This is a genomic window from Bradyrhizobium sp. AZCC 2262, assembly GCF_036924535.1.
Classification (GTDB): domain Bacteria; phylum Pseudomonadota; class Alphaproteobacteria; order Rhizobiales; family Xanthobacteraceae; genus Bradyrhizobium.
Genome location: NZ_JAZHRT010000001.1, coordinates 638,311 through 662,248, shown reverse-complemented (window position 1 = coordinate 662,248; position 23,938 = coordinate 638,311). Strand labels below are relative to the sequence as shown.

The window sequence follows — 23,938 nt, the reverse complement described above, 5'->3', positions numbered from 1 at the left end:
GGGGCCTCACGCGATCTTTGGCAGAACTTGTTTTTCTGAAGCCTGGGTACGTTTCGACAGCAGCATGACGGCGATACCGCCGACCACCGTGATCATGCCAGCGAGCCGAAGCGGTCCAAAGGCTTCGCCGAACACCACGCTCGAGGCAGCGGAACCGACGAACGGCACCAGCAGCGCGAACGGCACCACCTGCGCCGCCGGGTAATCCCGCAGCAGCCTCCCCCACAGCCAGTAGGCGATGCTGGTGGAGACGCAGCCGAGACCGATCATGCAAAGCAGGCCGGTCAGCGACATATGGGTCAGCGCATGCCAGGTCGGCTGCGGACCGTTGCTGACCAGCGTCAGCGCCAGCAACGGCACCGCAGCGACCAGGCACAGCCACGCGAACAAGTCGAACATCGGCACATCCGGCGCGCGCCGGAGCAGAAGATTGCCGGCCGCGAAGCTGAGCGGAGAAATCATCAGGATGGCGAAGGCGCCGACGCTGAAATCATAACCGACGGTGCCGCAGATCATCAGCAGGCCAACCGTGGCGACGCCGATGCCGACGGTCTGCCACGCACCCGGCCGTTCGTGGAACAGCAGCGCGGCGAAGCCGATGGTGAACAGCGCCTGGCTCTGCACGATCACACTGGAGAGGCCGACGGGAACGCCATGCGCAATGGCAAAGGCCTGGGCGAGAAACTGCCCGAGGAACAGCGTGAAGCTGATCGAGGCCAGCACTGTCCATGAAACCTTCGGCCGCGCCACGAACAGGCACGGCAAGGCGGCGATCGAAAAGCGCAGCGTCGTCATCAGTTCCGGCGAAAATTCGTTCAGCGCAATGCGGCTCGCCACGAAGGCAAGGCCCCAGATCACCGCTACCAGCACGGCGATGCAGACATCGGCCGGTTTCATTTTTTTCTAGCTCTGTTGGTCCGGCTTTGGTTTGCGCAGGAGGTAGGTGCCGTGGAGAGGGGCGTGATAGTCGACCGATTGCAGCGTGAAGCCGACATCGGTCAGCATGCGCTCGATCACCCAGCCGAAGGTCGAGTACTCGTCGCGCATATGGGTGACCACGCCTTCGCGCTGGAAATCGTGGTTCTTGATGGTGAAATCAGCCCATTGCTCGACATCGCGCTCCGTGCCGTCGGGCATGCTGACGAACACGATGTCGCGCAGGTAGAAATTGGCGCCGGGCTTCAGCGCCGCGTAGATTCTTGCGAGCGCCACAGCTTTCCAGAAATCCGGCAGATGATGCAGCGTGAATTCGCTGACGATCAGGTCATAGGAATCCGGCTGGTAGGCGAAGCTCAGCATGCCAGCCGGCTGGGTGCGGATCGCCACCTTGCGGTCGCGGGCCTGGATATTGGCGAGCGCCAGCATCGCCGGCGAGATATCGATCGCGTCGACTTCGGCGCCCATCAGCGCCGCCTCGCAGGCCAGTACGCCGTTGCCACAGCCGATATCGGCCAGCCGCCAGCCCTTCTGCACGCCAAGCATGGTCAGCGCCGCGCGGGCGCGAAGGTCGCTGTCGTCATGCCGGTCGTAGATCGAGGCGACCGCGGAATCGAGGCCGAGCTGCCGCCTTTGATTATAATACCAGTCCCGCGCCAGCATGTTTCACATCCCCTCAGGCCCACGCCCGATCGCGGCAACGCCGGTGCGCGACACTTCGACAAGGCCGAGCGGGCGCATCAGATCGATGAATTGACTGATTTTGGAAGAATTGCCTGTGATCTCGAACACAAAACTCTCTGTCGTGGCGTCGATCACGCGGGCGCGGAACGCATCCGCCAGCCGCAGCGCCTCGACCCGGCTGTCACCGCGGCCACACACCTTCACCATGGCGAGTTCCCGCTCGATCGAGCGGCCGGTGATCGTCATGTCGACGACGCGGTACACCGGAACCATGCGGTCGAGCTGATGCTTGATCTGCTCGATCACCATCGGCGTGCCCGTGGTAACGATGGTGATGCGCGAGAGATGTTTCTGGCTCTCGGTTTCCGACACTGTGAGACTCTCGATGTTGTAGCCGCGGCCGGAGAACAGGCCGATCACGCGCGCGAGCACGCCCGGCTCGTTCTGCACCAGCACCGAGAGCGTGTGCGTCTCATTGGGATCGTGGCGCTCTTCCAGGAAGTAGGCGGATGCGGGCTGGTTCATTGTCGTCCCCTCAAATGTCCTCTCGTCACGCCATCGCCCGTTGGGCGGTAGCAGTGATGTCCGTCCCGATCCATTTTCGGAACAGATCGAAATCGATATTGCCGCCGCTCAGGATCAGGCCGACGCGCTTGCCGGTGAGTTTTGCCTTCTCCTGTAGCGCGGCGGCGAGCGCAGCCGCGCCGGCGCCTTCGGCGAGATTGTGCGTGTCGGTCCAGTAGGCGCACACCGCCGCGGCGACTTCGTCGTCCGTGACCTGCACGATGCGCGAGGCGCCGTTGCGAATGATCGCGAGCGCCTCGGGAACGGGAACGCGGGTGGCCATGCCGTCGGCCAGCGTGTTGCTGGTCTCTGTCGTCACGACCGTGCCCGCCGCAAACGAAAGTGCGTAGGATGGCGCTTCGGTCGACTGCACGCCGACGATTTCGGTTCTGCGCCCAAGCAGATCGCGCGCCATGATGCAGCCGCAGATGCCGGAGCCCTGCCCGATCGGCACATAGAGCACGTCGAGATCAGGTGCGGCGCGCAGCAATTCGAGCGCATAGGTCGCAACGCCAAGCACGAGATCGGGATGGAACGACGGCACCATATGAAGGCCGGCAAACTGGGCGTGGCGCTGGGCTTCTTCGGCTGCCGCCTGAAAGTCCTCGCCATGCTCGACCAGTTCAGCGCCGAACGCGCGCATGGCGCGGTTCTTCTCCACCGAATTGCCCTGCGGCACATAAATCACGGCCGGAACGCCGTGGCGGCCGGCCGCGAAGGCGAGGCTCTGCCCGTGATTGCCGCGCGTGGCGGAAATGATCCCGGGCGTGTTCGGCCGCTCCCGCTTCAGCCGGTCGAGATAGACCAGCCCGCCGCGCACCTTGAAGGCGCCGATCGGCGTGTGGTTCTCATGCTTGACCACAACGCTCGCCCCGAGCCGCTCGCTTAGCAGCGGCCAGGCATGCGCCGGCGTCGGCGGCACTGCCTGTCCCACGATCTGATGCGCGCGTTCGAGCTCCCTGAGGTCAAACATTTTGACTTCTCGATCCTCTCACATGCTCGTCATCCCCGCGAAGGCGGGGATCCAGTATTCCAGAGACGTCCGAGCACGACCGAGGCGCCGCGGCGTACTGGATCGCCCGGTCAAGCCGGGCGATGACAGCGGAATATGTGGCTGGCGTCCTCACACCAGCGCCTTGCCGCCGGCAAACGCCGCGGCGGTGGCTTCGTCGGTGGCCTCCACCGGCAGCAGCATTTCGTTGTGCGCCTTGCCGGACGGAATCATCGGGAAGCAATTTTCCAGCGCGGCGACGCGGCAATCGAACAGCACCGGGCGCTTGACCTTGATCATCTCCTTGAGCGCGCCGTCGAGATCACCGGGCTTGATCGCCTGCAGGCCGACGCAGCCGAAGGCGTCCGCCAGCTTGACGAAATCCGGCAGCGCTTCGGAATAGGAATGCGACAGCCGGTTGCCATGCAGGAGCTGCTGCCACTGCCGCACCATGCCCATGTACTGGTTGTTCAGGATGAAGATCTTGATCGGCAGCTCATACTGAACCGCAGTCGACATCTCCTGCATTGTCATCTGCACCGAGGCATCGCCCGCGATATCGATCACGAGGCTGTCGGGATGCGCGACCTGCACGCCGAGCGCGGCCGGCAGGCCGTAGCCCATGGTGCCGAGACCGCCCGACGTCATCCAGCGGTGCGGCTCCTCGAACCCGAAGAACTGCGCCGCCCACATCTGGTGCTGACCGACTTCGGTCGTGATGTAGGTGTCATGGCCGCGCGTCACCTCGAACAGCTTCTGGATGGCATGCTGCGGCAGGATGACGTCGTTGCTCTTCTTGTAGGCGAGCGAATTGCGCGCGCGCCAGGTGGCAATCTCCTGCCACCAAGCCTTGATGTCGGGCTTCTTCGCCTCCGCCTTGAACACCTGCAGCAGGTCGCCCAGCACATTGCCGGCGTCGCCGATGATCGGCACATCGACATGAATGTTCTTGTTGATCGAGGACGGATCGATGTCGATGTGGATCTTCTTCGAGCCCGGCGAGAACGCATCGACGCGCCCGGTGATGCGGTCGTCGAAGCGCGCACCGACACACAACATGACGTCGCAACCATGCATCGTCATGTTGGCCTCGTAGGTGCCGTGCATGCCGAGCATGCCGAGCCAGTTCTTGCCCGTCGCCGGATAGGCCCCGAGGCCCATCAGGGTCGAGGTGATCGGGAATCCCGTGACCTCGACCAGCTCGCGCAACAGCTTTGACGCCTCCGGCCCGGCATTGATGACGCCGCCGCCGGAATAGATCACCGGCCGCTTCGCGGAAGCCAACAGCGCCACGGCTTTTCGGATCTGCGCGGCATCGCCCTTCACCCGCGGCGTGTAGGAAACGTGCACGTCGTCCTTGCGCGGCGGATGATAGGTGCCGACCGCGAACTGCACGTCTTTGGGCACGTCGACCAGCACGGGTCCGGGACGGCCCGTGGTCGCGACATAGAACGCCTCGTGCAGCACTTTTGCGAGATCATTGACGTCGCGCACCAGCCAGTTGTGCTTGGTGCAGGGACGGGTGATGCCGACCGTGTCGCATTCCTGGAACGCATCATTGCCGATCAAGTGCGTCGGCACCTGCCCGGTGATGCAGACTAGCGGAATCGAATCCATCAGCGCGTCCGTCAGCGGCGTCACCATGTTGGTGGCGCCGGGACCCGACGTCACCAGCACCACGCCCGGCTTGCCGGTCGAGCGCGCATAGCCTTCGGCGGCATGGCCGGCGCCCTGCTCGTGGCGCACCAGGATGTGCTCGACCTCGCTCTGCTGGAAAATTTCGTCATAGATCGGAAGCACCGCGCCGCCGGGATAGCCGAACAGGTGCTCGACGCCATGATCGATGAGCGCACGCACGATCATCGCGGCGCCGGTCATCTGGTTCGGATCGTGGCTGTTGTCGGTCATGGTCTGCTCCGGATGCGCTGTTTGGCGCGACTTTCTTCGGTTTCGAGTTTCAGAGCGAGATGACGTTTCTTCGAAGCGTCATCTCGCTCTATCTTCTTGTTTGAGCATGATCTTTTCGGAAAACCGGTTCCCACTTTTCCGGATCATGCTCTGGGAATAAAAAAAGGGCCCGAGAGGCCCCATGCACACCGCCTGAATTTGGGATGGCCTCAGCCACCCCCGGCGGTGCGCCTGGGTACGACTACGATAAGGAGTTTGGTAATAATATTACGCATTTTGCGGCTCTGACTTCCCAAAGGTTGCGCGGTTATACCGCCCGGCCCCCGGAAGTCAAGGGAAGGACGCCGTTCGCGCGATTTTGGCAGTGTAACGGTGTTCCGGCGGTTCGGCGAGGGGGAATTTGATACGTGCAGCCATGCGGGGGAGGCTGCGTGCCGTCCCTGAGAGCGAACCACTGGCGCACCCGAAACTAAGCGTAGGTCGGGGCCAAATCATACCGAGCTGCCAAGGCCTCGATTGGAAGATTCCATTCCTGGCTAATGGCGCGGATCATATCCAGTGTTAAGGGGCGGACGCGATTCAATATTTCGGATGCGCGATTTCGGCCAATCAAGCCCGCCAATTCCGCTTGCGACCTGCCCATGGATTCGATCGCAAAATGCAGAACGTCGACGGGATCGCCATGCTTCGTTGCGAAGTGCTTGTCTTCGTACGCCTTGATGAGGGTAGATAGAACCTCGAAACGATCGCCATCGGCAGTGCCGGGCTCGGGTTCGGATTCGAAATAACGGGATACTTCGCTGATCGCCCAGTCGTAATCCCGTTCATTGTGGAGAGGCTTTACATCCATCATCACACCGCCGCATCTATGCCGTCATACTCTTCATGCGTACCGACAAACTTGATGAGGGCGGTTTTGAACTTGTAGGAAAAATGGACGACAAGGCGATACTTGTTCCCGCCGATATCGAAGATGGCCCTGTTGTCTCCGACAAAGTCCACATTATTTCCGAACGCTCTCTTCAGGTCTGCCGGCCCACTCCACTCGCCTTTGGAAACGATTTGATACCAGGTGCCGAGCGGTATCTCGGCCTGAGGGTATCGCTTCCAAAAGACCTGAAGTGCCTTGTTCATAGCCATAGCATGTTCCCGCCATGGGATCAATCAAGATTCCCGCCATGGGAACAGATTAGAACAATTCGCGCCTTTAGCCTCATGGAACGCTACCCTCCACCCACCCCCTCGTCGCTTGCGGCTTCACCCACTCGAACTCGGGCAGTTGGTGCCGGAACCAGGTGAATTGCCGCTTGGCGTAATGGCGGGTATCGGCGCGGCCGATTTCGGCGGCCTCTTCACGCGTGATCTCGCCGCGGAGGTAGCGGATCAAGGCGGGCACGCCATGGGCCTTCATCGCCGGCAGCAGGGAATCGAGTTTTCGCGCGGCCAGCGCCGCGACCTCCTCCAGCGCACCTGAATCCAGCATCGCGTCGAACCGCGCATCGATCCGCGCGTAAAGCTGGTCGCGTTCAGGCGCGAGAAACAACGCGGTGAATTCGCTCCGAGGCAGCAGCGGCGGCAGGCCTTCGCGATGCCAGTCCGGCAACGCGCGGCCGGTGGCCTTCACGACCTCCAGCGCACGGGCGATGCGCGTGCGGTCGCGCGGCTTCAGGCGTTCGGCTGACACGGGATCGCACCGCATCAATTCGGCATGCAAGGCTTCGACACCGTCGCTTTCCAGCCGCGCGCGAACGGCATCGCGCACCTCGGCCGGGATCGGCGGCACCGCAGAAAGGCCGCGCGTCAATGCCTTGAAGTACAGGCCGGACCCGCCGATGAAGATCGGCAGACGCTTTTCCGCGCGCGCCTCCGCCAGCACGCTGGCAGCGTCCGACACCCAGGCGCCGGCCGAGAAATTGACCGATGCATCCACATGCCCATAGAGCCGGTGCGGAACCAACGCCTCCTCCGCCACCGTCGGCCGCGCCGTGATGATGCGGAGATCGCGATAGACCTGCATGGAATCGGTATTGATGACGACCCCGCCGGTCTTTTGCGCCAACTCGAGCGCCAGGGCCGACTTGCCGCTGGCGGTCGGCCCTGCGATAAGCACGGTCTTGCTCAAATCTAGCTGATACGCCTGCATGTCCCTCGTCGCCACCTTGATCTGCAACCCGGCCAATCCCGCGCTCGACACCACCATCGTCGACGGTGCGCTGGCCGTTCTCCCCTCGCCCGGATCAGCGCAATGGCTGTTCGACGAGGTCGCAGTCGACATTCCCTTCGACTATCAGGTCAAGAGCCCGGATGACATCAAGGCGATCGAAACCCGCCTGCAAGCGGCGCGCGGCGATTTCCCGATCGACATTGTCGTGCAGCCTGTCGCTTTCAGGCGCAAGAAGCTTTTTCTGGCCGACATGGACTCCACCATGATCGGCCAGGAGTGCATCGACGAGCTGGCCGATTTTGCCGGGCTGAAGGCGCATGTTGCTGGAATCACCGAACGGGCCATGCGCGGCGAAATCGAATTCGAGCCGGCGCTGCGCGAGCGCGTCGCGCTCTTGAAGGATCTGCCGGTCAGCGTGGTCGACGAGGTGCTGGCCAAACGCATCACGCCGACGCCGGGAGGCCGCGAGCTGGTCATGACCATGCGCGCCAACGGTGCTTACACCTGCCTTATCTCGGGCGGCTTCACGCTGTTCACCAATGCGGTCGCCGCGATGATCGGCTTCCAGGAGAACCGCGCCAACCAGCTCAGGGTCGAGAACGGCAAGCTGACCGGCGAAGTCGTCGAGCCGATCGTCGGCCGCGCCGCCAAGCTTTCCACCCTGATCGAGCTCACGGAAAGTTTCGACCTCGACGACATCGATACGCTGGTGACCGGTGACGGCGCCAACGACCTCGGCATGATCCAGGCTGCGGGGCTCGGCGTCGCCTATCACGCCAAGCCGGCGGTCGCGGCGGCTGCCGCGGCGCGGATCGACCATGGCGACCTCACCGCGCTGCTGTACGCGCAGGGGTATCGGCGCGAGGAGTTTGTGGGAGGATAGCGGCGGCGCGAGCCCGCATTTTTGTCATCCCCCGGCGGTTCACCCAGCTTAAGCTGGGGTAAAATGGCAGCTCGGGAGATGAACAATGAAGCTTTCGCGATTGATGGTCGTCCTCACCGCCGTCAATCTGGCGATCCTGCTGTTTGCAGCGGTGCGTGCTGCCGAAGATCGATGAGACAGCGCCGGTGTTGCGGGGACGCGCGCTGCAGATCGTCGACGAACAGGGATACGTGCGCGCCTCCATCAGCGTGCTGCCGGCGCAGACCCAGCCGAACGGCGAGACATATCCCGAAACGGTGCTGTTGCGGTTGATCACCGAACGCGGGCGCCCGTCGGTCAAGATCAGTGCGTCCGAAGAGACCGCGGGCGCGACCTTCGCCGGCCCTTCGGACACGACGAGCACCTACACGATCTTGCAGGCGAAGCGGACCGCGAGTTCGCTGAAGCTGAGGGACGAAGACGGCGGCGAGACGCTCATCAGGCCGGCCAGGTGATGGCCGGCGGCCGCTGCCATCGCACGGATCGATGACGCGAACGTACCGCATTGCCGTACGTGCGGGGCTATCGGCGCGAGGAATTCGCGGGCTAATTGAAACGGGTTCGTTGCTCACGCCAGCAACGTGACCCTATTGCGACGATGAGCAACCTTAAGTAGCTTGCGCGAATGAGCATCTCAAGAGGTCGCAATGAGCCAACCTAAGACGGTTGATCGTGGCGTTTCATTTATCAAATTCGTACTCGGACTTCTAAGGGCTCACCCCGACGGCATGCGCCCACGCGACATCTACGCAGAGATCGAATCAAAGCAGCCCCTGGATGATTTCGACAAGGAGACGATGAAGGGCTCTGGGCTGCCCCGGTGGCGAGCCACCCTGCATTTCCATTCTGTTGCGGCGACGAAGGCTGGATTGCTGGTCAAGTCGGACGGACGATGGCGGGTGACCGACGAAGGCCAGAGGTTCGTGACCCTGACGGATTACGAACTCAAGCGGCTGATGCGGTCCCGCTACCGCGAATGGCGTTGGAGCCACCAGAAGGGCAAGCCGGACGCCGGAATTGCAAACGCCGTCGACGAAACGGCGCCACTCGACACTTCGGTTTTGTTCGAGGATGCCAAGGAGAAGGCTCGCGAAGAAATCGACACCTATCTCGACACCCTCTCGGGCTACGAATTTCAGAACCTGGTGGCGGCGCTGCTTGAAGGGATGGGATACGCCACAAGCACCGTTTCAAAACCGGGCTCGGATGGCGGGACGGATATCCTTGCCTATACCGATCCGCTGGGCGCGCAGACGCCGCATATCCGGGTTCAGGTGAAGCATCGGGACCAGACCGCTTCGCGTGAAGACGTCGCGGCACTTCGCGGCATCATCCGCGGCGACCGGGAAATCGGACTGTTTGTTTCTTCCGGCGGCTTCGTCGGCCGTGAAGAATCCTGGATTTTCAGGCTGGATTGACCCGGGGAAGGTGGCGATGATTTGCCACAACAAGAGCCTGAGCCAGCAGATCAGGCGGCGGAAGTTATAGCCGACGGCGGCGAGGACGGCGTTGATGGCGTCGCCTTCACGATGCCAGAGGTAGTTGCGGCCCATGCGGTGCTCGGATTTGAGGTGGCCGATGACCGGCTCGACGGCGGAACGCCGTCGCAGCTGGCGCTTGATCTGTGGCGTCACCCGCCGCTTCTGTCCTGAGATGAACACCCTGAACTTGTAATCGGGCGGAGCGTTGTGGCCGCGATAGCCCTTGTCGAGGAGCGCGCGCTCGATGGTGTTGCCGATCAGCGCCTCCATCTCGGGGATGACGGTTGCAAGTGTGTGGCCGTCATAGGGGTTGCCGGGCAGCGCCTTCACATGGCTCACGAACTGCCCGCCCTTGGCGTGCGCCAGCGTAGTGGCGACCGAGACCTTGACGCCGAACTCGTAAGGCCGGTGCGCCTTGCCCTTGCCGATGCATTCCACCTCCGGCGCGTGCAGCGAGTAGAGCTTCGGGCCACGCTGGCGCTGCTTCTGCTCGAGCACTTGTCGCGCCCGCGCCAGCATGCGCTCCAACACGACCCCCCCGAGCAAGTCGGCGTTGCCGCCGAGTTTGCGGCCTATGTCGCGGATGATGCGGCCGAGATAGATTTTGAGCTTCTTCAAGGCTCTGTTGGCGCGCTTGAACTGCTTGGCGTGGGCATAACGCTGGTGCTTGATCAGCGCGAACTTGCCCACCCTGGCATAGGACTGGCGCAGCTTGACACCATATCGCTTCGCCAGCCGGACCAGGATCTCGCGGGCGCGGTTCAGCAGCCTGGCATCGGTCGGGAACATCACGTTCTTGGGCTGCACCGTCGTATCAATGATGACCCGATTAAGATCGGCCGGTTTGATCGCCTCGGTCTTGCTGGCCACCGCAAGGCTCTCCTGCAGCAAGGCCTGCAACTTCTCCTCGCCCATCCGCTGTCGCCAGCGCGTCAGCGAAGAGCGATCGAACACCAACCGGTGCTGGAAGAACTCCTCGCCGCAGAAGAACTGGTAATAGGGGTTCTCCACCCAGCGCTCGCACAACACCTCATCAGAGAGGTCGTAGGTGTGCTTGAGGATCGCGAGTCCCGCCATCAGGCGGGTCGGCAATGGCGGCCGGCCCGGCTTGTCCTCATAGACCGCCCCGAACCGCTGCTCCAGGAACGACCAGTCGATCGTCTGTGCCAGCTTCACCAGCGGGTGGCCCATGTCGATGATCGCGTCCAGCCGCGAGCGCAGAAGATCGGCTTGTCCCGTCTCTCGTCGTTCCCTTGGTCGCATCGCTCCCTCCGATGCGATGACGGAATCACGGCTCGCGATTCGACGGAATCCTCAAAAATGAAATTGCAAGCTTTTGGGCAGTCAAAGCCCCAAAGCTTGCAATCTCAAAGCCAATCTCGCCCGGAAAATCGATTCTTGATCAACCGCTTGGATGGTTCTTCACGGACGACGGCTTCTCAAGGGAGGCGCGTCGCGAAGCCGGCCATGGCGCCGTTCACATCGAGCTGGTCGACCTCGACCGTTTTCTCGAACTCTGGCTGCAGCACTACAGCAAGATACCTGAAGTCAAACGATCCAAGCTTCGCCTTGAACCCATCCACTTTCTGGCGGTGGTCTCGCTCACGTGAGGCATTCGACTCTACGTCGTCCCTGCGAACGCAGGGACCCATACGCCGCGGCGGATGTTGTCTTGGAAGCTCGACGGCTTTCTCTCAACAACGTAGATTTGTGGTTATGGGTCCCTGCGTTCGCAGGGACGACAGCATCATTCGGAGCAGCTAGCAAAGTCACGTCGACGTTAGCGCCCTACTGCACGCTCAGCGCCACGAACCGCAACTCGCCCTCGCCGTTCGAGACCAGCAGCAGCACCGACTTCTTGCCGTCCTTCTTGAGCTGATCGACGCGCTTCTTGATGTCGGCCGCGTTGGCGACGGCTTCCTGCGCCACCTCGACGATGACGTCGCCGGCGGAGAGCCGCTTTTCGGCGGCGTCGGAGTTGCCATCGACACCGGTGACGATCACGCCCTTGACGCTGTCCTTGATCTTGTACTTGGTGCGCAGGTCCTTGCTCAGCGCGGCAAGATCGAGGCCAAGCGCCTTTTGCGTCACCGGCTTCTCGGCAGGATCTTCCTTGGTCTTGGCGGCGGCCTGCTGCACCTTTTCGGTATCCTCGAGGCGGCCGAGCGTGACCTTGCGGTTTTCCTCCTTGCCCTTGCGGATGACTACCACGTCGACTTCCTTGCCGACCGCGGTGTCGGCGACGACGCGGGAGAGATCCTTCGGGTCCTTGACGTCCTTGCCGTCGAACTTGACGACGACGTCGCCGGGCTCGATGCCGGCGGGCTTGGCCGGGCCCTTGTCGTCGACGCCGGCGACCAGTGCGCCGCGCGCCGGCTTGATGTTGAGGCTTTCAGCGATCTCGTCGGTGACCTGCTGAATGCGGACGCCGAGCCAGCCGCGGCGCAGTTCGCCGAACTGCCGGAGCTGATCGACCACGCCCGCCACCGTCTTCGAGGGCACCGCGAAGCCGAGGCCGATCGAACCGCCGGTCGGCGAAATGATCAGCGTGTTGACGCCGACAACCTCGCCTTCGAGGTTGAACAGCGGTCCGCCGGAATTGCCGCGGTTGATGGAGGCGTCGGTCTGGATGTAGTTGTCGTACGGTCCCTGGCTGATGTCGCGGTTGCGCGCCGAGACGATGCCGGCCGTGACCGAGCCGCCGAGGCTGAACGGGTTGCCGATCGCGATCACCCATTCGCCGAGCCGCAGCTTGTCGGAATCACCGAACTTCACCGCGACCAGCGGCTTCACCGGCTTGAACTTCAACACCGCGATGTCGGTCTTCTTGTCGACGCCGACCAGTTCGGCCTTGATCTTGGTGCCGTCGTTCATGATCACGTTGATCTCGTCGGCATCGGCGACGACGTGATTGTTGGTGACGACGACGCCCTCGGCATCGATGATGAAGCCGGAGCCGAGCGAATTGGTTTTGCGCGGCGGCTGCATCTCGCTCCGCTCGCCGCCCTTAGGGCTTCCGCCGCGGCGGTTCTTGAAGAAGTCGTCGAAGAACTCCTCGAACGGCGAGCCCGGCGGCAATTGCGGCATCGCTTCCTTGCCGCCGCCCTTGGCCTCCACGCTCTGCGAGGTCGAGATATTGACGACGGAATCGATCACCTTCTCGGCGATGTCGGCGATGCCGTCCGGCCCGCGCGCGCTGGCCGGCACCGTGGCCAGCAAGCTGGCGGCACTGAGCGAGATCGCAATCCCCATCAGGCGCAGGCGGCGGCTCAAGGCGGGTTTAGCACCGGTCATGTCGGCTTGTCTCCAAATGGTCGAATTCGCCTCCACAGTGCGCCCGAACGGGTCCGAGGCGCAAGCATCCGCGCCGGATATTCCGGCGAAAAACCGGCCCCCGGCGGCTCACGATTGCGTTGACGCCACAGCTAGTTGCGGCCGTTTATTGCCGTAATTCCGGCGCGCGAAGCGAACTACCGTGTGCACTTGCCCACGGGAGAATCTTTGGATTCCCCAGTCTACACGTGCACACCTGAGGTCCGGTCCTTCGGACCATCGCGGAAATGACGGTGAATACCTACCGCCGCACGAACCAGATCAGGACCAGACCTACGACCGCCGAAACGATGCCGACGATCCGCAGGACATTGTCGGGTGTTGCCAGCGCGCTCTTCATCGCCCGGCGCATCCAGGCCGGGCTGGCGGCGAACATCAGGCCTTCGAGCACAAAGAGGATGCCCACACCGATGAGGAAGTCGGTGAACGCTATGGACCTCATCGGATAACACCCCCCCGCTATCAATCGCTTTTTGCTTTTATGCCGGCGAAGCGGGTCCCAATGTGCAATTGCACATTGTGCTTCGCCGTAACGCGTGTATCCGGCCGGAGTTTACGGCTTCGGCGCTGCGGCCGCCGGCGCATGGCCGGACGGATTGGCGAAGAAGCGGAAGAACTCGGAGTCCGGCCGCAGCAGGAAGCGGGTGTCGCTGGAACGAAGCCCGGTCTCGTAGGCCGACATCGAACGGTAGAAGGCGAAGAACTCCGGATCCCTGCCATAGGCCTCGGCGAACAGCCGGTTGCGTTCGGCGTCGCCGACGCCGCGGGTCTGCTCGGCGGTCGAATTGGCATCGGCGATGATGACGGTCGCTTCGCGATCGGCCTTGGAGCGGATCTCCTGTGCCTTCTGGCCGCCCTGGGCGCGGAACTCCTGAGCCTCGCGCTCACGTTCGGTCTGCATGCGCTTGTAGACCGCCAGGCTGTTCTGCTCCGGCAGGTCGGCGCGGCGGATACGCACGTCGACCACCTGAATGCCGTACTGATCGGCCTCCCGGTCGAGCTGCTCGCGGATGCGCGTCATCAGGTTCTCGCGTTCGTCGCGCACCACATTGATGAAGGTGACCTCGCCCAGCACGCGGCGCAGCGACGCGTTCAATAGCGTGGTGAGCTGGATGTTGGCGGCCTGGATCGAGCCGATGCTCTGATAGAAGCGCAGCGGGTTCTTGATCCGGTAGCGGGCGAAGGCGTCGACGACGAGCCGCTTCTGGTCGGAAGCGATGACTTCCTGCGACGGATTTTCCAGATCGAGGATCCGCTTGTCGATGCTGATGACGGTGTCGATGAACGGCGCCTTGAAGTTCAGGCCCGGTTCCGACACGACGTCAACCGGCCGGCCGAGCCGGACCACGAGCGCCTGTTCGGTCTGCGACACCGTGAAGATCGAACTGTAGAACACGATCGCCACGACAAACAGCGCGACCAGGGTGACAATACCTGCAACCGGAGACCTCATCGGGTGCCTCCCTGCTGCTGACCAGTCGTCGGCGGCGGCCGGCGCGGCGTCAATTCGCTGAGCGGCAGATACGGCACGATGCTCTGTGCGGAGTTGCCGCCGTCATAGACCAGTTTCTCGGACCCGCCGAGAATCTTTTCCATCGTCTCGAGATAAATTCGCTGCCGCGTCACGTCGGGCGCCTTCTTGTATTCGTCGTAAACCTTCTGGAAGCGCGCGCTCTGGCCCTTGGCCTCGGCGACCGCCTGTTCCTTGTAGCCTTCGGCCACCTGCAGGATCTGCGCGGCGCGCCCGCGTGCGTCGGGAACGACGCGGTTGGCATAGGTCTGCGCCTCGTTCTGCAGCCGCTCGAAATCGGCGCGCGCGGCCTGCACGTCGCGGAACGCGTCGATGACCTGCGTGGGCGGGTCGACCTTCTGCATCTGCACCTGCGTGATCTGAACGCCGGAGCCGTAATTATCCAGCGTCTTCTGCATCAACTCCTGGACGGCCTGCTCGGTCGTATTGCGGGCGCCGGTGAGGATCGGCTGGATCATGGAACGCCCGATCACCTCGCGCATCGCGCTTTCGGCCACCGCCTTCACGGTGCCTTCGGGATTCTGGATGTTGAACAGGAAATTGCCGACGCCGTTCGGCTTGATCCGCCACAGCACGGTGAAGTCGACGTCGACGATGTTTTCGTCGCCGGTCAGCATCAGGCTTTCTTCCGGCACGTCCCGCATGGTGCGGCCGCGCCGCGCCGGATCGTCGATCAGCGTCATGCCAATCGAGATGGTGGAAACGCGCAGCGCCTTCGGCAGCAGCACGCTTTCGATCGGATAGGGCAGATGATAGTTCAGGCCGGGGTCAACGGTGCGCACGTGCTTGCCGAAGCGCAGCACGACGCCGAGTTCTTCCGACTGCACGCGGAAGAATCCGGACAATCCCCAGATCGCCAGCGCGCCCACCAGCACCAGCGCGATGCCCATGCCGCTGAAATGGCCGCCCGGCAGAAGCTGCTGCAGCTTGTCCTGGCCGCGCCGCAGAAGGTCCTCCAGATCGGGGGGCCTTGGCCCGACCGATTGCGGACCGCCGCCCCATGGTCCCTTGGGACCCTGGCCCCATGGGCCTCCGCCTTGATTCTTCCACGGCATATAAACTCTCCTCTGCGGGGGGCCCGGGTCCGCCTGTGGGGCAGGATGCCTTAAGCCTCGCATATCCGCCCGGCTTTATAGGGGACCGCTAGGCCCCTTACAACGCAAGCTTACCGCTCGAAGCAGCTATGCCTGACGCCATAATTGTCAATGCAAACATTGGTTAGCGAGGTTAATGCTGCTTACGCCGGCGAAATGTCACATAGGAGAAATCGGCGCTGTCGTCGGGGCCAGCCGGATTCCGCACCCGCGCCACCTCCTCCCAAGCCATCACATCGATTGCGGCGAAATGCGTATCGCCCTCGGGCCGGGCATGTACTTCCGTGATTTCCAGGCGGTCGGCCACGGCCATCCACTGTGCATAGACCTTCGCGCCGCCAAGCACGGCAATCTCAGTGGCGAAACGCCGCAGTGCGTCACCATGCGCGATCGCACGGGCATCTTCGAACGACGTCGTGACGACGGCGCCGTTGGCTCGGTAGCTCGGATCACGCGTGACGACGATGTTGGTCCGGCCCGGAAGCGGCCGGCGCAGCGATTCGAAGGTCTTGCGTCCCATCACCACGGGCTTGTTCAAGGTAATCGCCTTCAAGCGCTGCTGATCGGATTTCAGGCGCCAGGGAATTGTATTGTCGTGCCCGATGACGCCATTCTCGGCGACCGCCACGATGAGAACGATTTCCATTACCGCCCTCCTTTCGCGAGTGCCGTCAGCGCCGGACCGCCGACACGGCAAACCGTCCACTCGTCCATCAGTTCGGCGCCGAGCGATTTATAGAACTCGATCGACGGCGTGTTCCAGTCGAGCACCGACCATTGCAAGCGCGACCAGCCGTTCGTCACGCATTCTTTTGCAAGATGCACCAGGAGCGCCTTGCCGATGCCCTTGCCGCGCAACGCGGGACGGACAAACAGATCTTCCAGATAGATCCCGGAGCGGCCGCTGAAGGTCGAGAAATTGAGAAACCAGACCGCGAAGCCGACCGGCTCGCCGTCCCACTCGGCGATCTCGCAGAACAATCGCGGATTGGCGCCGAACAGCGCCGCACCGATGTCGATCTCCGTCACCTCCATTTCGTGCAACAGCTTTTCGTATTCGGCGAGTTCGCGAACAAAGGACAGGACAAGTCCTGCTTCGCCGGACCGCGCACGGCGGATCAGAAGGGACATCAGATGCTCACACCGCTACTCATACAGCAACTGCGGCCTTGATGTGCGGGTGCGGATCGTAGCCTTCGAGCGCAAAATCCTCGTAACGGAACGCGAAGATATCCTTCACATCAGGATTGATCTTCATGACTGGCAACGGTCGCGTCGGCCGCGTCAGTTGCAGCCGCGCCTGTTCGAGATGGTTGGAGTACAGATGTGCGTCGCCGAGCGAGTGCACGAAATCGCCGGGCTTCAATCCGGTCACCTGCGCGACCATCATGGTCAGCAACGCATAGGACGCGATGTTGAAGGGCACGCCGAGGAACACATCGGCGGAACGCTGATAGAGCTGGCAAGAGAGCTTGCCGTTGGCGACGTAGAACTGAAACAGGCAGTGACAGGGCGGCAGCGCCATCTTGTCGACGTCGGCCGGATTCCACGCGCTCACGATCAGCCGCCGCGAATCCGGGTTGCGCTTGATCATGTCGACGACGTTGGAGATCTGATCAATGCTGCGCCCGTCCGGCGCCGGCCACGAGCGCCACTGCGATCCGTAGACCGGGCCCAGATCGCCGTTGGCGTCGGCCCATTCATCCCAGATCGAAACGCCGTTATCCTTGAGATATTTGATGTTGGTGTCGCCGGCGAGAAACCACAGCAATTCGTGCACGATCGCCTTCAGCGGCAACCGCTTGGTGGTCAGCATCGGAAACCCGGCCGACAGGTTGAACCGCATCTGGTGACCGAAGATCGACAGCGTGCCGGTGCCGGTACGGTCGTGCTTTTCCGCGCCGTCGGAGAGGATACGTTCGAGCAGGTCGTGATACTGGTTCATCGCTGGTGCTTCAGGCCTTTTATCAGAACGGCGAATTTAGCGGCCGGGACATCCGATCGACACGCCGATTCGGCTTCACACACCGATTATACCCGGAAAAATGATGATTCCGGCCGCAAACGACAAGGAGCGGAACCTGCGTCCCACCCCTCGTCCATCGCCTTGATTATGTGGGTTAATTCACCGGCTTGAGCACCGGCGTCCACTTCGCGATTTCGTTCTTCACCAGGGTTCCCAATGCGGCCGGCGTACGATCGGCCGGAGCCGGGATGACGCTGCCGAGATCGAGCAGGCGCTTGCGCACGCCCTCGTCATCGAGCGCCTTGACGACCGCGGCGTTCAATTTGGCGACGACATCCGCAGGCGTTCCCTTCGGCGCGAAGATCGCGTTCCACGCCTGGGCCTGGAAGGCCGGCAGGCCGGCCTCGGCGGTGGTGGGAACATTTGGCAAAGACGGGTTGCGCTCGGGCGTCGCCACGGCATAGGCCTTGATGGTGCCGCCGTTGATCTGCGGCACGGCGTTGACGATCTGGTCGCACATGTAGTCGACCTGCCCGGCCACCAGCGCGTTCATCGCAGGTCCCGTGCCGTTGAAGGGGACGCCGATCGGCTTGACGCCGAGGACCGAGTTCAGCAGCTCGCATGATACGTTCGAGACCGAGCCGACGCCGGCATGCGCCGCGTTGACCTTGGTCTCGTTCGCTTTGACGTAGGCGATGAATTCCCTGAGGTCCTTTGGCGGCAGGTCCTTGCGCGCCAGGATCAGGATCGGCGTGCCGGCGAGCAGCCCGACCGGCTCGAAATCCTTCTCCGGGTGATAGGCGAGCTTGGGATAAAGCGGCACCGAGGCCGCATGCGTGCCCATATGCCCGGTGATCAGCGTATAGCCGTCATTGGCGGCGCGCGCCGCGCGCGCAGTGGCGGTGGTGCCGCCGGCGCCGACCACGTTCTCGATGATGATGGTTTGACCGAGCGTCTGCGCCATGTGGCCGGTGACGATGCGAGCGATGACATCGGTCGGACCGCCTGCCGCGAACGGCACGATCATGGTGATGCTGCGCGTCGGATAGGTCTGAGCCTGCGCCGGCGCAGATAGCAATGCCAGCCCGGCAAGCGCAGCCAGACAACCGCCCGCAAGCGAGCGTCCATGCCAGTTCATGTTGAAAATCCTTGAGCCCGTAAACAAATGCCGGCTCTCCCAAGCCGGCATTTGCTCTTTAGCATTTCGCCCGGGGCCGAACAGACCCCGGCCTGCGGCCCACCGCCGCAGGCTAGTTCTCGGACTCGACGAAAACCTCGTCGCGCTTCTTGCGCAGCGTTGGCAGGACGGCCAGCACGAGCAGGGTAGCGGCGGTTGCCATCAGCACCGCCGACAACGGCCGGGTCAGGAACACTGACCAGTCACCGCGTGAGATCAGAAGTGCCCGCCGCAGGTTCTCTTCCATCAACGGCCCGAGCACCATGCCGAGCAGCAGCGGCGCCGGCTCGAAATCGTGCTTGACCAGCCAGTAGCCGACCAGCCCGAACGCACCGGCGAGGACGACATCGACCGGGGCGTTGTTCACCGAGTAGATGCCGATGGAACAGAAGATCACGATGGCCGGGAACATCAGGCGATACGGCACCCGCAAGAGCCGCACCCAGATGCCGACCAGCGGCAGGTTGATGACGAGCAGCATCAAATTGCCGACCCACATCGAGGCGATCATGCCCCAGACGAGCTCCGGCTGCTTCTGCATCACCTGAGGACCGGGCACGATGCCGTGAATGGTCATCGCGCCGACCATCAGCGCCATCACCGCGTTCGGCGGAATGCCGAGCGTCAGCAGCGGGATGAACGAGGTCTGCGCCGCGGCATTGTTGGCGCTTTCAGGCGCCGCAACGCCCTGGATCGCGCCGCGGCCGAACTTCTGCGGTGTTTTCGAAACCTTCTTTTCGAGCGTGTAGGCCGCGAACGATGCGATCACGGCGCCGCCGCCCGGCAGAATGCCGAGGATCGATCCAAGCACGGTGCCGCGCAGGATCGCCGGCGTGGAATCGATCATGTCCTTCTTGGTCGGCATCAGGCCCGTGACCTTTTGCTGAACCAGTTCGCGATCGCTTTCGCCGCCGACATCGAGATTGCGGATGATCTCCGCAAAACCGAACAGCCCCATCGCCACCGTGGCGAAGCCGAGACCGTCGGCCAGTTCGGGAATGTTGAAGGCCATGCGCGACGCGCCGGTTTCGATGTCGGATCCCACCATCGAAAGCAGCAAACCCAGTACGATCATCGCGATTGCCTTCAGCACCGAACCCTTCGCAAGCACGACCGCGAAGATCAGGCCGAGCACCATCAGCGAGAAATATTCGGCAGGTCCAAAGGCCAGCGCGAGCTTGGTGAGCGGCGCGCCCAGCACGGCGATCAGAACGGTCGAGACGCAGCCGGCGAAGAACGAGCCGATCGCAGCGATCGCCAGCGCCGGACCGGCGCGGCCCTGTTTGGCCATCTGGAAGCCGTCAAGCGCGGTGACCACAGACCCGGCCTCACCGGGAATGTTGACCAGGATCGACGTGGTGGAGCCGCCATACTGCGCACCATAATAGATGCCGGCCAGCATGATCAGCGCCCCCACCGGCGGCAGACCAAAGGTGATCGGAAGCAGCATGGCCACGGTGGCGATGGTGCCGATGCCCGGCAGCACGCCGACCAGCGTGCCGACCAGCGCGCCGATCAGGCACAGCAGAATGTTGACGGGGATCGGAATCGAAGCCCCGCCAAGAAAGGCAGGCGTCCACTGTACGAGCTGGAAAACGACGCCGAAGCCGAGCCCAAGATTTGAAAAGAGATCTCCCATCGGGCCCTCAACGGATCATGAAAGTCGGCAGGAGCTGCAAAGGCAGACCGAGCGCGTAAGGAAACAAAAGAGCGCAAAACGCCGTCAGGCAGGCCCCGACGATCAGCGTTTCTATCCACCGCGTCTCCGCCGTTCCGCAAGCCGAGACTAGAAAGCTTGTCATGGCCGCGAAGATCATTCCCATCGGCCGGATCGTGATGGCAAACGACAGAATCGCCAGCGACACGAACAGCGGACCTCGCCAGTGGTATTTTGCAAGATGCGCGCCTTCGCTCAGAACGCCGACGAGGGTGACGGCGGCGCCGAGGCCCAGCAGCAGAAATCCGAACATCCGCGGCGCGGTGCCGGCGCCGAACGAGAATCCGCGCATGCCCTGCAGGTCGCTCGACGCCCAAAGGGCGAACAAGGCGATAGCCATCAGGGCTATTCCCCCGATGAAGTCCTGCGGGCCGCGAACCCACTTTGGCATGACAGATTTTACCGGCGCTTGGCCCGGCGTAGCGTCCATGGATACTCCTCCCCCAAAGCGGGCTTCGCCCGTTGATTGGATAACAGGTATGCTTGTCCCGGAAACTGCGTAGCGAGTTTCCTCAGACAACGCCAGCAAAACCCAAAACGCCTCCGAGCCGAATGGCAAATGAAATCGTAAAATTCAATCAGGCCTATCAAGAGGGCTGCAGATCGCAACCTTTGCGATTGCGTACCGCAGCACCCCGGAGCGCTTGGCGACCAGCAGCGCGATCCGCGCGGCCGACTGCCGAAAATTCGTGCGGCGCCGGGACGTAGCCCGCGCCCGTCGCATTTCGGGAATGCTCGAATCCGTGGCGAAACCGCAACTGAGCGACACCAAACCGAAAGTCCGGCGGACCGCGTTCCCTTCCTGTTCAGTGCGTTCGGCCCTATTTTTCTCCAAACTTGCACCTTATATTGGGGGTGCCGGTTCGCCGGCTATGGAAATAAATGACCGTCGCAATAAACCATTCGGACCCGGGGGCAGTACCCGGCGCCTCCACCCAAGCCCACCCCTTCCCGGGGATGGGTTTCGGCGGGGGCGAACCAGGATCGACGAGGGCGTAAAGGGCGAGTTTTTTCTCGGTATGGTTCCGCCGTTATCGGGCTATGCAATAGTTGCAAACGACAACTATGCTCCGGTTGCTCAGGCTGCGTAACGCAGTTTGAAAGACCAAGTCTAAAGTCCTAGTGGGTTAAGCTCCGCTAGGCGGGGTTCGGAGGCACCTGGCAACAGAAGCCTCCACTTTATTCTTTCCATTTCCGCCCGATGACGCCGTTCTGCCGCAAATTCGCTCCGTCACGCCTGCTGACCTGCGGCTCCCGCCGGAGTAGCATGGGGCAAAGGGGCGAGTCGGGGGACCGGCAGCCATTCAACGTAACAGGACGACCATGGCGACCGATCACATCCGTTATGACGTGCTGGCGCGCGACGCGTTGCGCGGGGTGCTGCGCCGCGTGCTGACCGACGCCGCCGAACACGGCCTTCCGGGCGAGCACCATTTCTTCATCACCTTCCTGTCCACCGCCGACGGCGTGAAGCTGTCGCCGCGGCTCTTGGCGCAATATCCGGAAGAGATGACGATCATCCTGCAGCATCAGTTCTGGGACCTGGTGGTGACAGAGGATCGTTTCGAGGTCGGCCTGTCGTTCGGCGGCATCCCCGAGCGACTGGTGGTGCCGTTCGCGGCGATCAAGAGCTTCCTCGATCCTTCGGTGCAGTTCGGACTGCAATTCGAGCCGTCAGAGGCGACGGCCGAGGCACCAGCAGCGAAGCTGCCGACAGTTCCGGCGCCGTCCGCCGCCCTGCCCGTTGCCGCGCCGGAGCCCGCCGCGGAAAGCAAGGACGAGCCGGCGAAGGGTGGCGAAGGCGCGGAAGTGGTTCGGCTGGATCGTTTCCGCAAGAAATAATCTGCGCGCGAGAAAATTCGCTAAGCTGTAGTGTGCACGTTACGCCATTTTCACGGCGCAACGGACATTACGCATGGCTCGATCAGAAACATCCGGAAACAAATCCACCCGCAGCGAGACCGACAGCTTCGGTCCGATCGACGTTCCCGCCGATCGCTATTGGGGCGCGCAAACCGAACGCTCGCGACAGAATTTCAAAATCGGCCAGGATCGCATGCCGATGGCGATCGTCCATGCCCTCGGTATCGTCAAGCTCGCCTCTGCTCAAACCAATCGTGAGCTCGGATTGCTCGATGCGCGGCGCGCCGGCGCCATCACCCGCGCCGCACGCGAGGTAATCGAAGGCAAGCTCGACGACCACTTTCCTCTCGTCGTCTGGCAGACCGGCTCCGGCACCCAGAGCAACATGAACCTCAACGAGGTGATCGCCAACCGGGCCAACGAGTTGCTAGGCGGCAAACTCGGCGCCAAGGAGCCGGTTCACCCCAACGACCACGTCAATATGAGCCAGTCGTCGAACGATTCATTTCCGACCGCGATGCATATCGCCGCGGCAGATCGCATCATCGCCGACCTGATTCCGGCGCTCACTGAGCTGCATCGCGAATTGCGCAGGAAGGAAAAGGCCTTCGCAAAAATCGTCAAGATCGGACGAACCCACACCCAGGATGCGACGCCGCTAACGCTCGGACAGGAATTCTCCGGTTATGCCGCCCAGGTCGAAAGCGGCATCGCGCGGCTGCGCGTCGCGGTGAAAGATCTGTTCCCGCTGGCGCAGGGCGGAACTGCTGTCGGCACCGGCCTCAACTCGAAACCGGGATTTGCAAAGCTGTTTGCCAGCCACGTCGCGAAAATCACAAAGCTGCCCTTCACCAGCGCGCCGAACAAATTCGAGGCGCTGGCTTCCAACGACGCCTATGTCATGGTGCATGGCGCGATCAATTCGGTGGCGACCGGCCTGTTCAAGATCGCCAACGACATTCGCCTGTTGGGCTCGGGCCCGCGTTCCGGTCTCGGCGAATTGATCCTGCCGGAAAACGAACCGGGCTCATCGATCATGCCCGGCAAGGTCAATCCGACCCAGTGCGAAGCGATGACCATGGTCTGCTGTCAGGTGTTCGGCAACCAGACAACTGTCACCGTCGCCGGGAGTCAGGGACATTTCGAATTGAATGTTTACAAGCCCGTACTGGCATATTGTATGATACATTCCATTCAACTGCTGTCGGACGCGGCGCGTTCGTTCACCGAACATTGCGTGGTGGGCATACGCGCCGACGAAAAGCGAATCCGCGATTTGATGGAGCGCTCGCTGATGCTGGTCACCGCGCTGGCACCGAAGATCGGATACGACAACGCGGCGAAGGTCGCCAAATCGGCGCACGCGCGCGGAACAACATTGAAGGAAGAGGCTGTACGCCTCGGATTTGTCGACGCCGCCGAATTCGAACGCCTGGTGCAGCCGGACAAAATGACACACCCGGGCTGATCGCCGCCGCGACGCCCCCGGGAAACTACGGGAGAGAGATATAAATTATGGATCATTGCTGAAGAATGAGGTTGATCATCTATCGCGGTTACGTCGACGCATGGTAGGAGCAAAGCATTATTCGGTTTTCGCAGAGCGA

At 62.5% G+C, this 23,938-nt stretch carries 23 protein-coding genes, 1 other RNA gene and 1 pseudogene; 6 read left to right on the top strand and 19 right to left on the bottom strand.

The genetic code is table 11. From position 1 onward, the window contains the following. Nucleotides 1-6 precede the first annotated feature (6 nt). The 8 genes from V1283_RS03080 to miaA all read right to left on the bottom strand — a co-directional run bounded on the left by V1283_RS03080 (nt 7) and on the right by miaA (nt 7,226). Nucleotides 7-897, bottom strand: a complete 891-nt coding sequence (locus tag V1283_RS03080) for an EamA family transporter (RefSeq protein WP_334384970.1) — start codon at nt 895-897, stop codon at nt 7-9. Between the two features lie 6 nt (nt 898-903). Continuing rightward, nucleotides 904-1,599, bottom strand: coding sequence for a class I SAM-dependent methyltransferase (locus V1283_RS03075; RefSeq protein WP_334384969.1), 696 nt, complete (start codon nt 1,597-1,599; stop codon nt 904-906). A 3-nt stretch (nt 1,600-1,602) separates the two neighbouring features. Further along, nucleotides 1,603-2,145, bottom strand: a complete 543-nt coding sequence (gene ilvN / locus V1283_RS03070; protein WP_247835558.1) for an acetolactate synthase small subunit — start codon at nt 2,143-2,145, stop codon at nt 1,603-1,605. Nucleotides 2,146-2,170: 25 nt separating this feature from the next. Further along, a complete protein-coding gene (locus tag V1283_RS03065) occupies nt 2,171-3,157 on the bottom strand; it encodes a threonine dehydratase (RefSeq protein WP_334384967.1) in 987 nt (328 codons plus the stop codon). Nucleotides 3,158-3,307: 150 nt separating this feature from the next. Continuing rightward, a complete protein-coding gene (locus tag V1283_RS03060) occupies nt 3,308-5,083 on the bottom strand; it encodes an acetolactate synthase 3 large subunit (protein ID WP_334384966.1) in 1,776 nt (591 codons plus the stop codon). 469 nt (nt 5,084-5,552) lie between these two features. After that, a complete protein-coding gene (locus V1283_RS03055; protein WP_334384965.1) occupies nt 5,553-5,936 on the bottom strand; it encodes a helix-turn-helix domain-containing protein in 384 nt (127 codons plus the stop codon). Beyond that, nucleotides 5,936-6,223: a type II toxin-antitoxin system HigB family toxin gene (locus V1283_RS03050; protein WP_334384964.1), complete on the bottom strand. Its 288-nt coding sequence runs from the start codon at nt 6,221-6,223 to the stop codon at nt 5,936-5,938. The genes V1283_RS03055 and V1283_RS03050 overlap by 1 nt, the downstream gene beginning before the upstream one ends. Before the next feature lie 73 nt (nt 6,224-6,296). Next, a complete protein-coding gene (gene miaA, locus V1283_RS03045; protein ID WP_334384963.1) occupies nt 6,297-7,226 on the bottom strand; it encodes a tRNA (adenosine(37)-N6)-dimethylallyltransferase MiaA in 930 nt (309 codons plus the stop codon). Here miaA and serB point away from each other — a divergent pair. The 3 genes from serB to V1283_RS03030 all read left to right on the top strand — a co-directional run bounded on the left by serB (nt 7,225) and on the right by V1283_RS03030 (nt 9,587). Further along, a complete protein-coding gene (gene serB, locus V1283_RS03040; protein ID WP_334384962.1) occupies nt 7,225-8,130 on the top strand; it encodes a phosphoserine phosphatase SerB in 906 nt (301 codons plus the stop codon). The genes miaA and serB overlap by 2 nt on opposite strands. A 155-nt stretch (nt 8,131-8,285) precedes the next feature. Continuing rightward, on the top strand, nt 8,286-8,624 hold the full coding sequence (locus tag V1283_RS03035) for a hypothetical protein (protein WP_334384961.1): 339 nt from the start codon (nt 8,286-8,288) through the stop codon (nt 8,622-8,624). Nucleotides 8,625-8,816: 192 nt separating this feature from the next. Then, nucleotides 8,817-9,587 carry a restriction endonuclease gene (locus V1283_RS03030; RefSeq protein ID WP_334384960.1) on the top strand — a complete coding sequence of 257 codons (771 nt, stop codon included), beginning with the start codon at nt 8,817-8,819 and terminating at the stop codon, nt 9,585-9,587. Between the two features lie 15 nt (nt 9,588-9,602). Here the strand turns inward: V1283_RS03030 and V1283_RS03025 are convergent. From V1283_RS03025 to V1283_RS02975, 11 genes and pseudogenes are all read right to left on the bottom strand, one after another. Further along, a pseudogene (locus V1283_RS03025) lies at nt 9,603-10,913 on the bottom strand (IS5 family transposase); the annotation flags it as partial. A gap of 525 nt (nt 10,914-11,438) precedes the next feature. After that, nucleotides 11,439-12,944 carry a Do family serine endopeptidase gene (locus V1283_RS03020; RefSeq protein WP_334384959.1) on the bottom strand — a complete coding sequence of 502 codons (1,506 nt, stop codon included), beginning with the start codon at nt 12,942-12,944 and terminating at the stop codon, nt 11,439-11,441. A 280-nt stretch (nt 12,945-13,224) separates the two neighbouring features. Continuing rightward, the gene (locus tag V1283_RS03015; RefSeq protein ID WP_108515372.1) at nt 13,225-13,425 is read right to left on the bottom strand and encodes a DUF2065 domain-containing protein; all 201 of its coding nucleotides are present in this window, start codon (nt 13,423-13,425) and stop codon (nt 13,225-13,227) included. Between the two features lie 111 nt (nt 13,426-13,536). After that, nucleotides 13,537-14,436 carry a protease modulator HflC gene (hflC, locus tag V1283_RS03010; protein ID WP_334384958.1) on the bottom strand — a complete coding sequence of 300 codons (900 nt, stop codon included), beginning with the start codon at nt 14,434-14,436 and terminating at the stop codon, nt 13,537-13,539. Then, nucleotides 14,433-15,569 carry an FtsH protease activity modulator HflK gene (gene hflK, locus V1283_RS03005; RefSeq protein ID WP_334384957.1) on the bottom strand — a complete coding sequence of 379 codons (1,137 nt, stop codon included), beginning with the start codon at nt 15,567-15,569 and terminating at the stop codon, nt 14,433-14,435. The genes hflC and hflK overlap by 4 nt, the downstream gene beginning before the upstream one ends. A 172-nt stretch (nt 15,570-15,741) precedes the next feature. Continuing rightward, a complete protein-coding gene (locus V1283_RS03000; RefSeq protein WP_334384956.1) occupies nt 15,742-16,254 on the bottom strand; it encodes a dihydrofolate reductase in 513 nt (170 codons plus the stop codon). Beyond that, on the bottom strand, nt 16,254-16,739 hold the full coding sequence (locus tag V1283_RS02995; RefSeq protein WP_334384955.1) for a GNAT family N-acetyltransferase: 486 nt from the start codon (nt 16,737-16,739) through the stop codon (nt 16,254-16,256). The genes V1283_RS03000 and V1283_RS02995 overlap by 1 nt, the downstream gene beginning before the upstream one ends. Nucleotides 16,740-16,758: 19 nt before the next feature. Next, entirely contained in the window at nt 16,759-17,553 is a 795-nt protein-coding gene (locus tag V1283_RS02990; RefSeq protein WP_334384954.1) for a thymidylate synthase, read from the bottom strand. A 175-nt stretch (nt 17,554-17,728) separates the two neighbouring features. After that, nucleotides 17,729-18,712: a tripartite tricarboxylate transporter substrate binding protein BugD gene (locus V1283_RS02985; protein WP_334384953.1), complete on the bottom strand. Its 984-nt coding sequence runs from the start codon at nt 18,710-18,712 to the stop codon at nt 17,729-17,731. A gap of 112 nt (nt 18,713-18,824) precedes the next feature. Beyond that, nucleotides 18,825-20,390, bottom strand: a complete 1,566-nt coding sequence (locus tag V1283_RS02980) for a tripartite tricarboxylate transporter permease (RefSeq protein WP_334384952.1) — start codon at nt 20,388-20,390, stop codon at nt 18,825-18,827. A gap of 7 nt (nt 20,391-20,397) precedes the next feature. After that, complete coding sequence (locus V1283_RS02975) at nt 20,398-20,898, bottom strand: tripartite tricarboxylate transporter TctB family protein (protein ID WP_334384951.1); 501 nt, start codon at nt 20,896-20,898, stop codon at nt 20,398-20,400. Between the two features lie 388 nt (nt 20,899-21,286). On the opposite strand from V1283_RS02975, the gene ssrA reads away from it, so the two are divergent. The 3 genes from ssrA (at nt 21,287) to fumC (ending at nt 23,799) form a co-directional block, all read left to right on the top strand. Beyond that, nucleotides 21,287-21,647, top strand: a transfer-messenger RNA (tmRNA) gene (ssrA, locus tag V1283_RS02970). Nucleotides 21,648-21,791: 144 nt separating this feature from the next. Then, nucleotides 21,792-22,310 (top strand): SspB family protein, encoded by a 519-nt coding sequence (locus V1283_RS02965; protein WP_334384950.1) that lies wholly within the window; start codon nt 21,792-21,794, stop codon nt 22,308-22,310. Between the two features lie 73 nt (nt 22,311-22,383). Further along, nucleotides 22,384-23,799: a class II fumarate hydratase gene (gene fumC / locus V1283_RS02960; protein ID WP_334384949.1), complete on the top strand. Its 1,416-nt coding sequence runs from the start codon at nt 22,384-22,386 to the stop codon at nt 23,797-23,799. Nucleotides 23,800-23,938 lie beyond the last annotated feature (139 nt).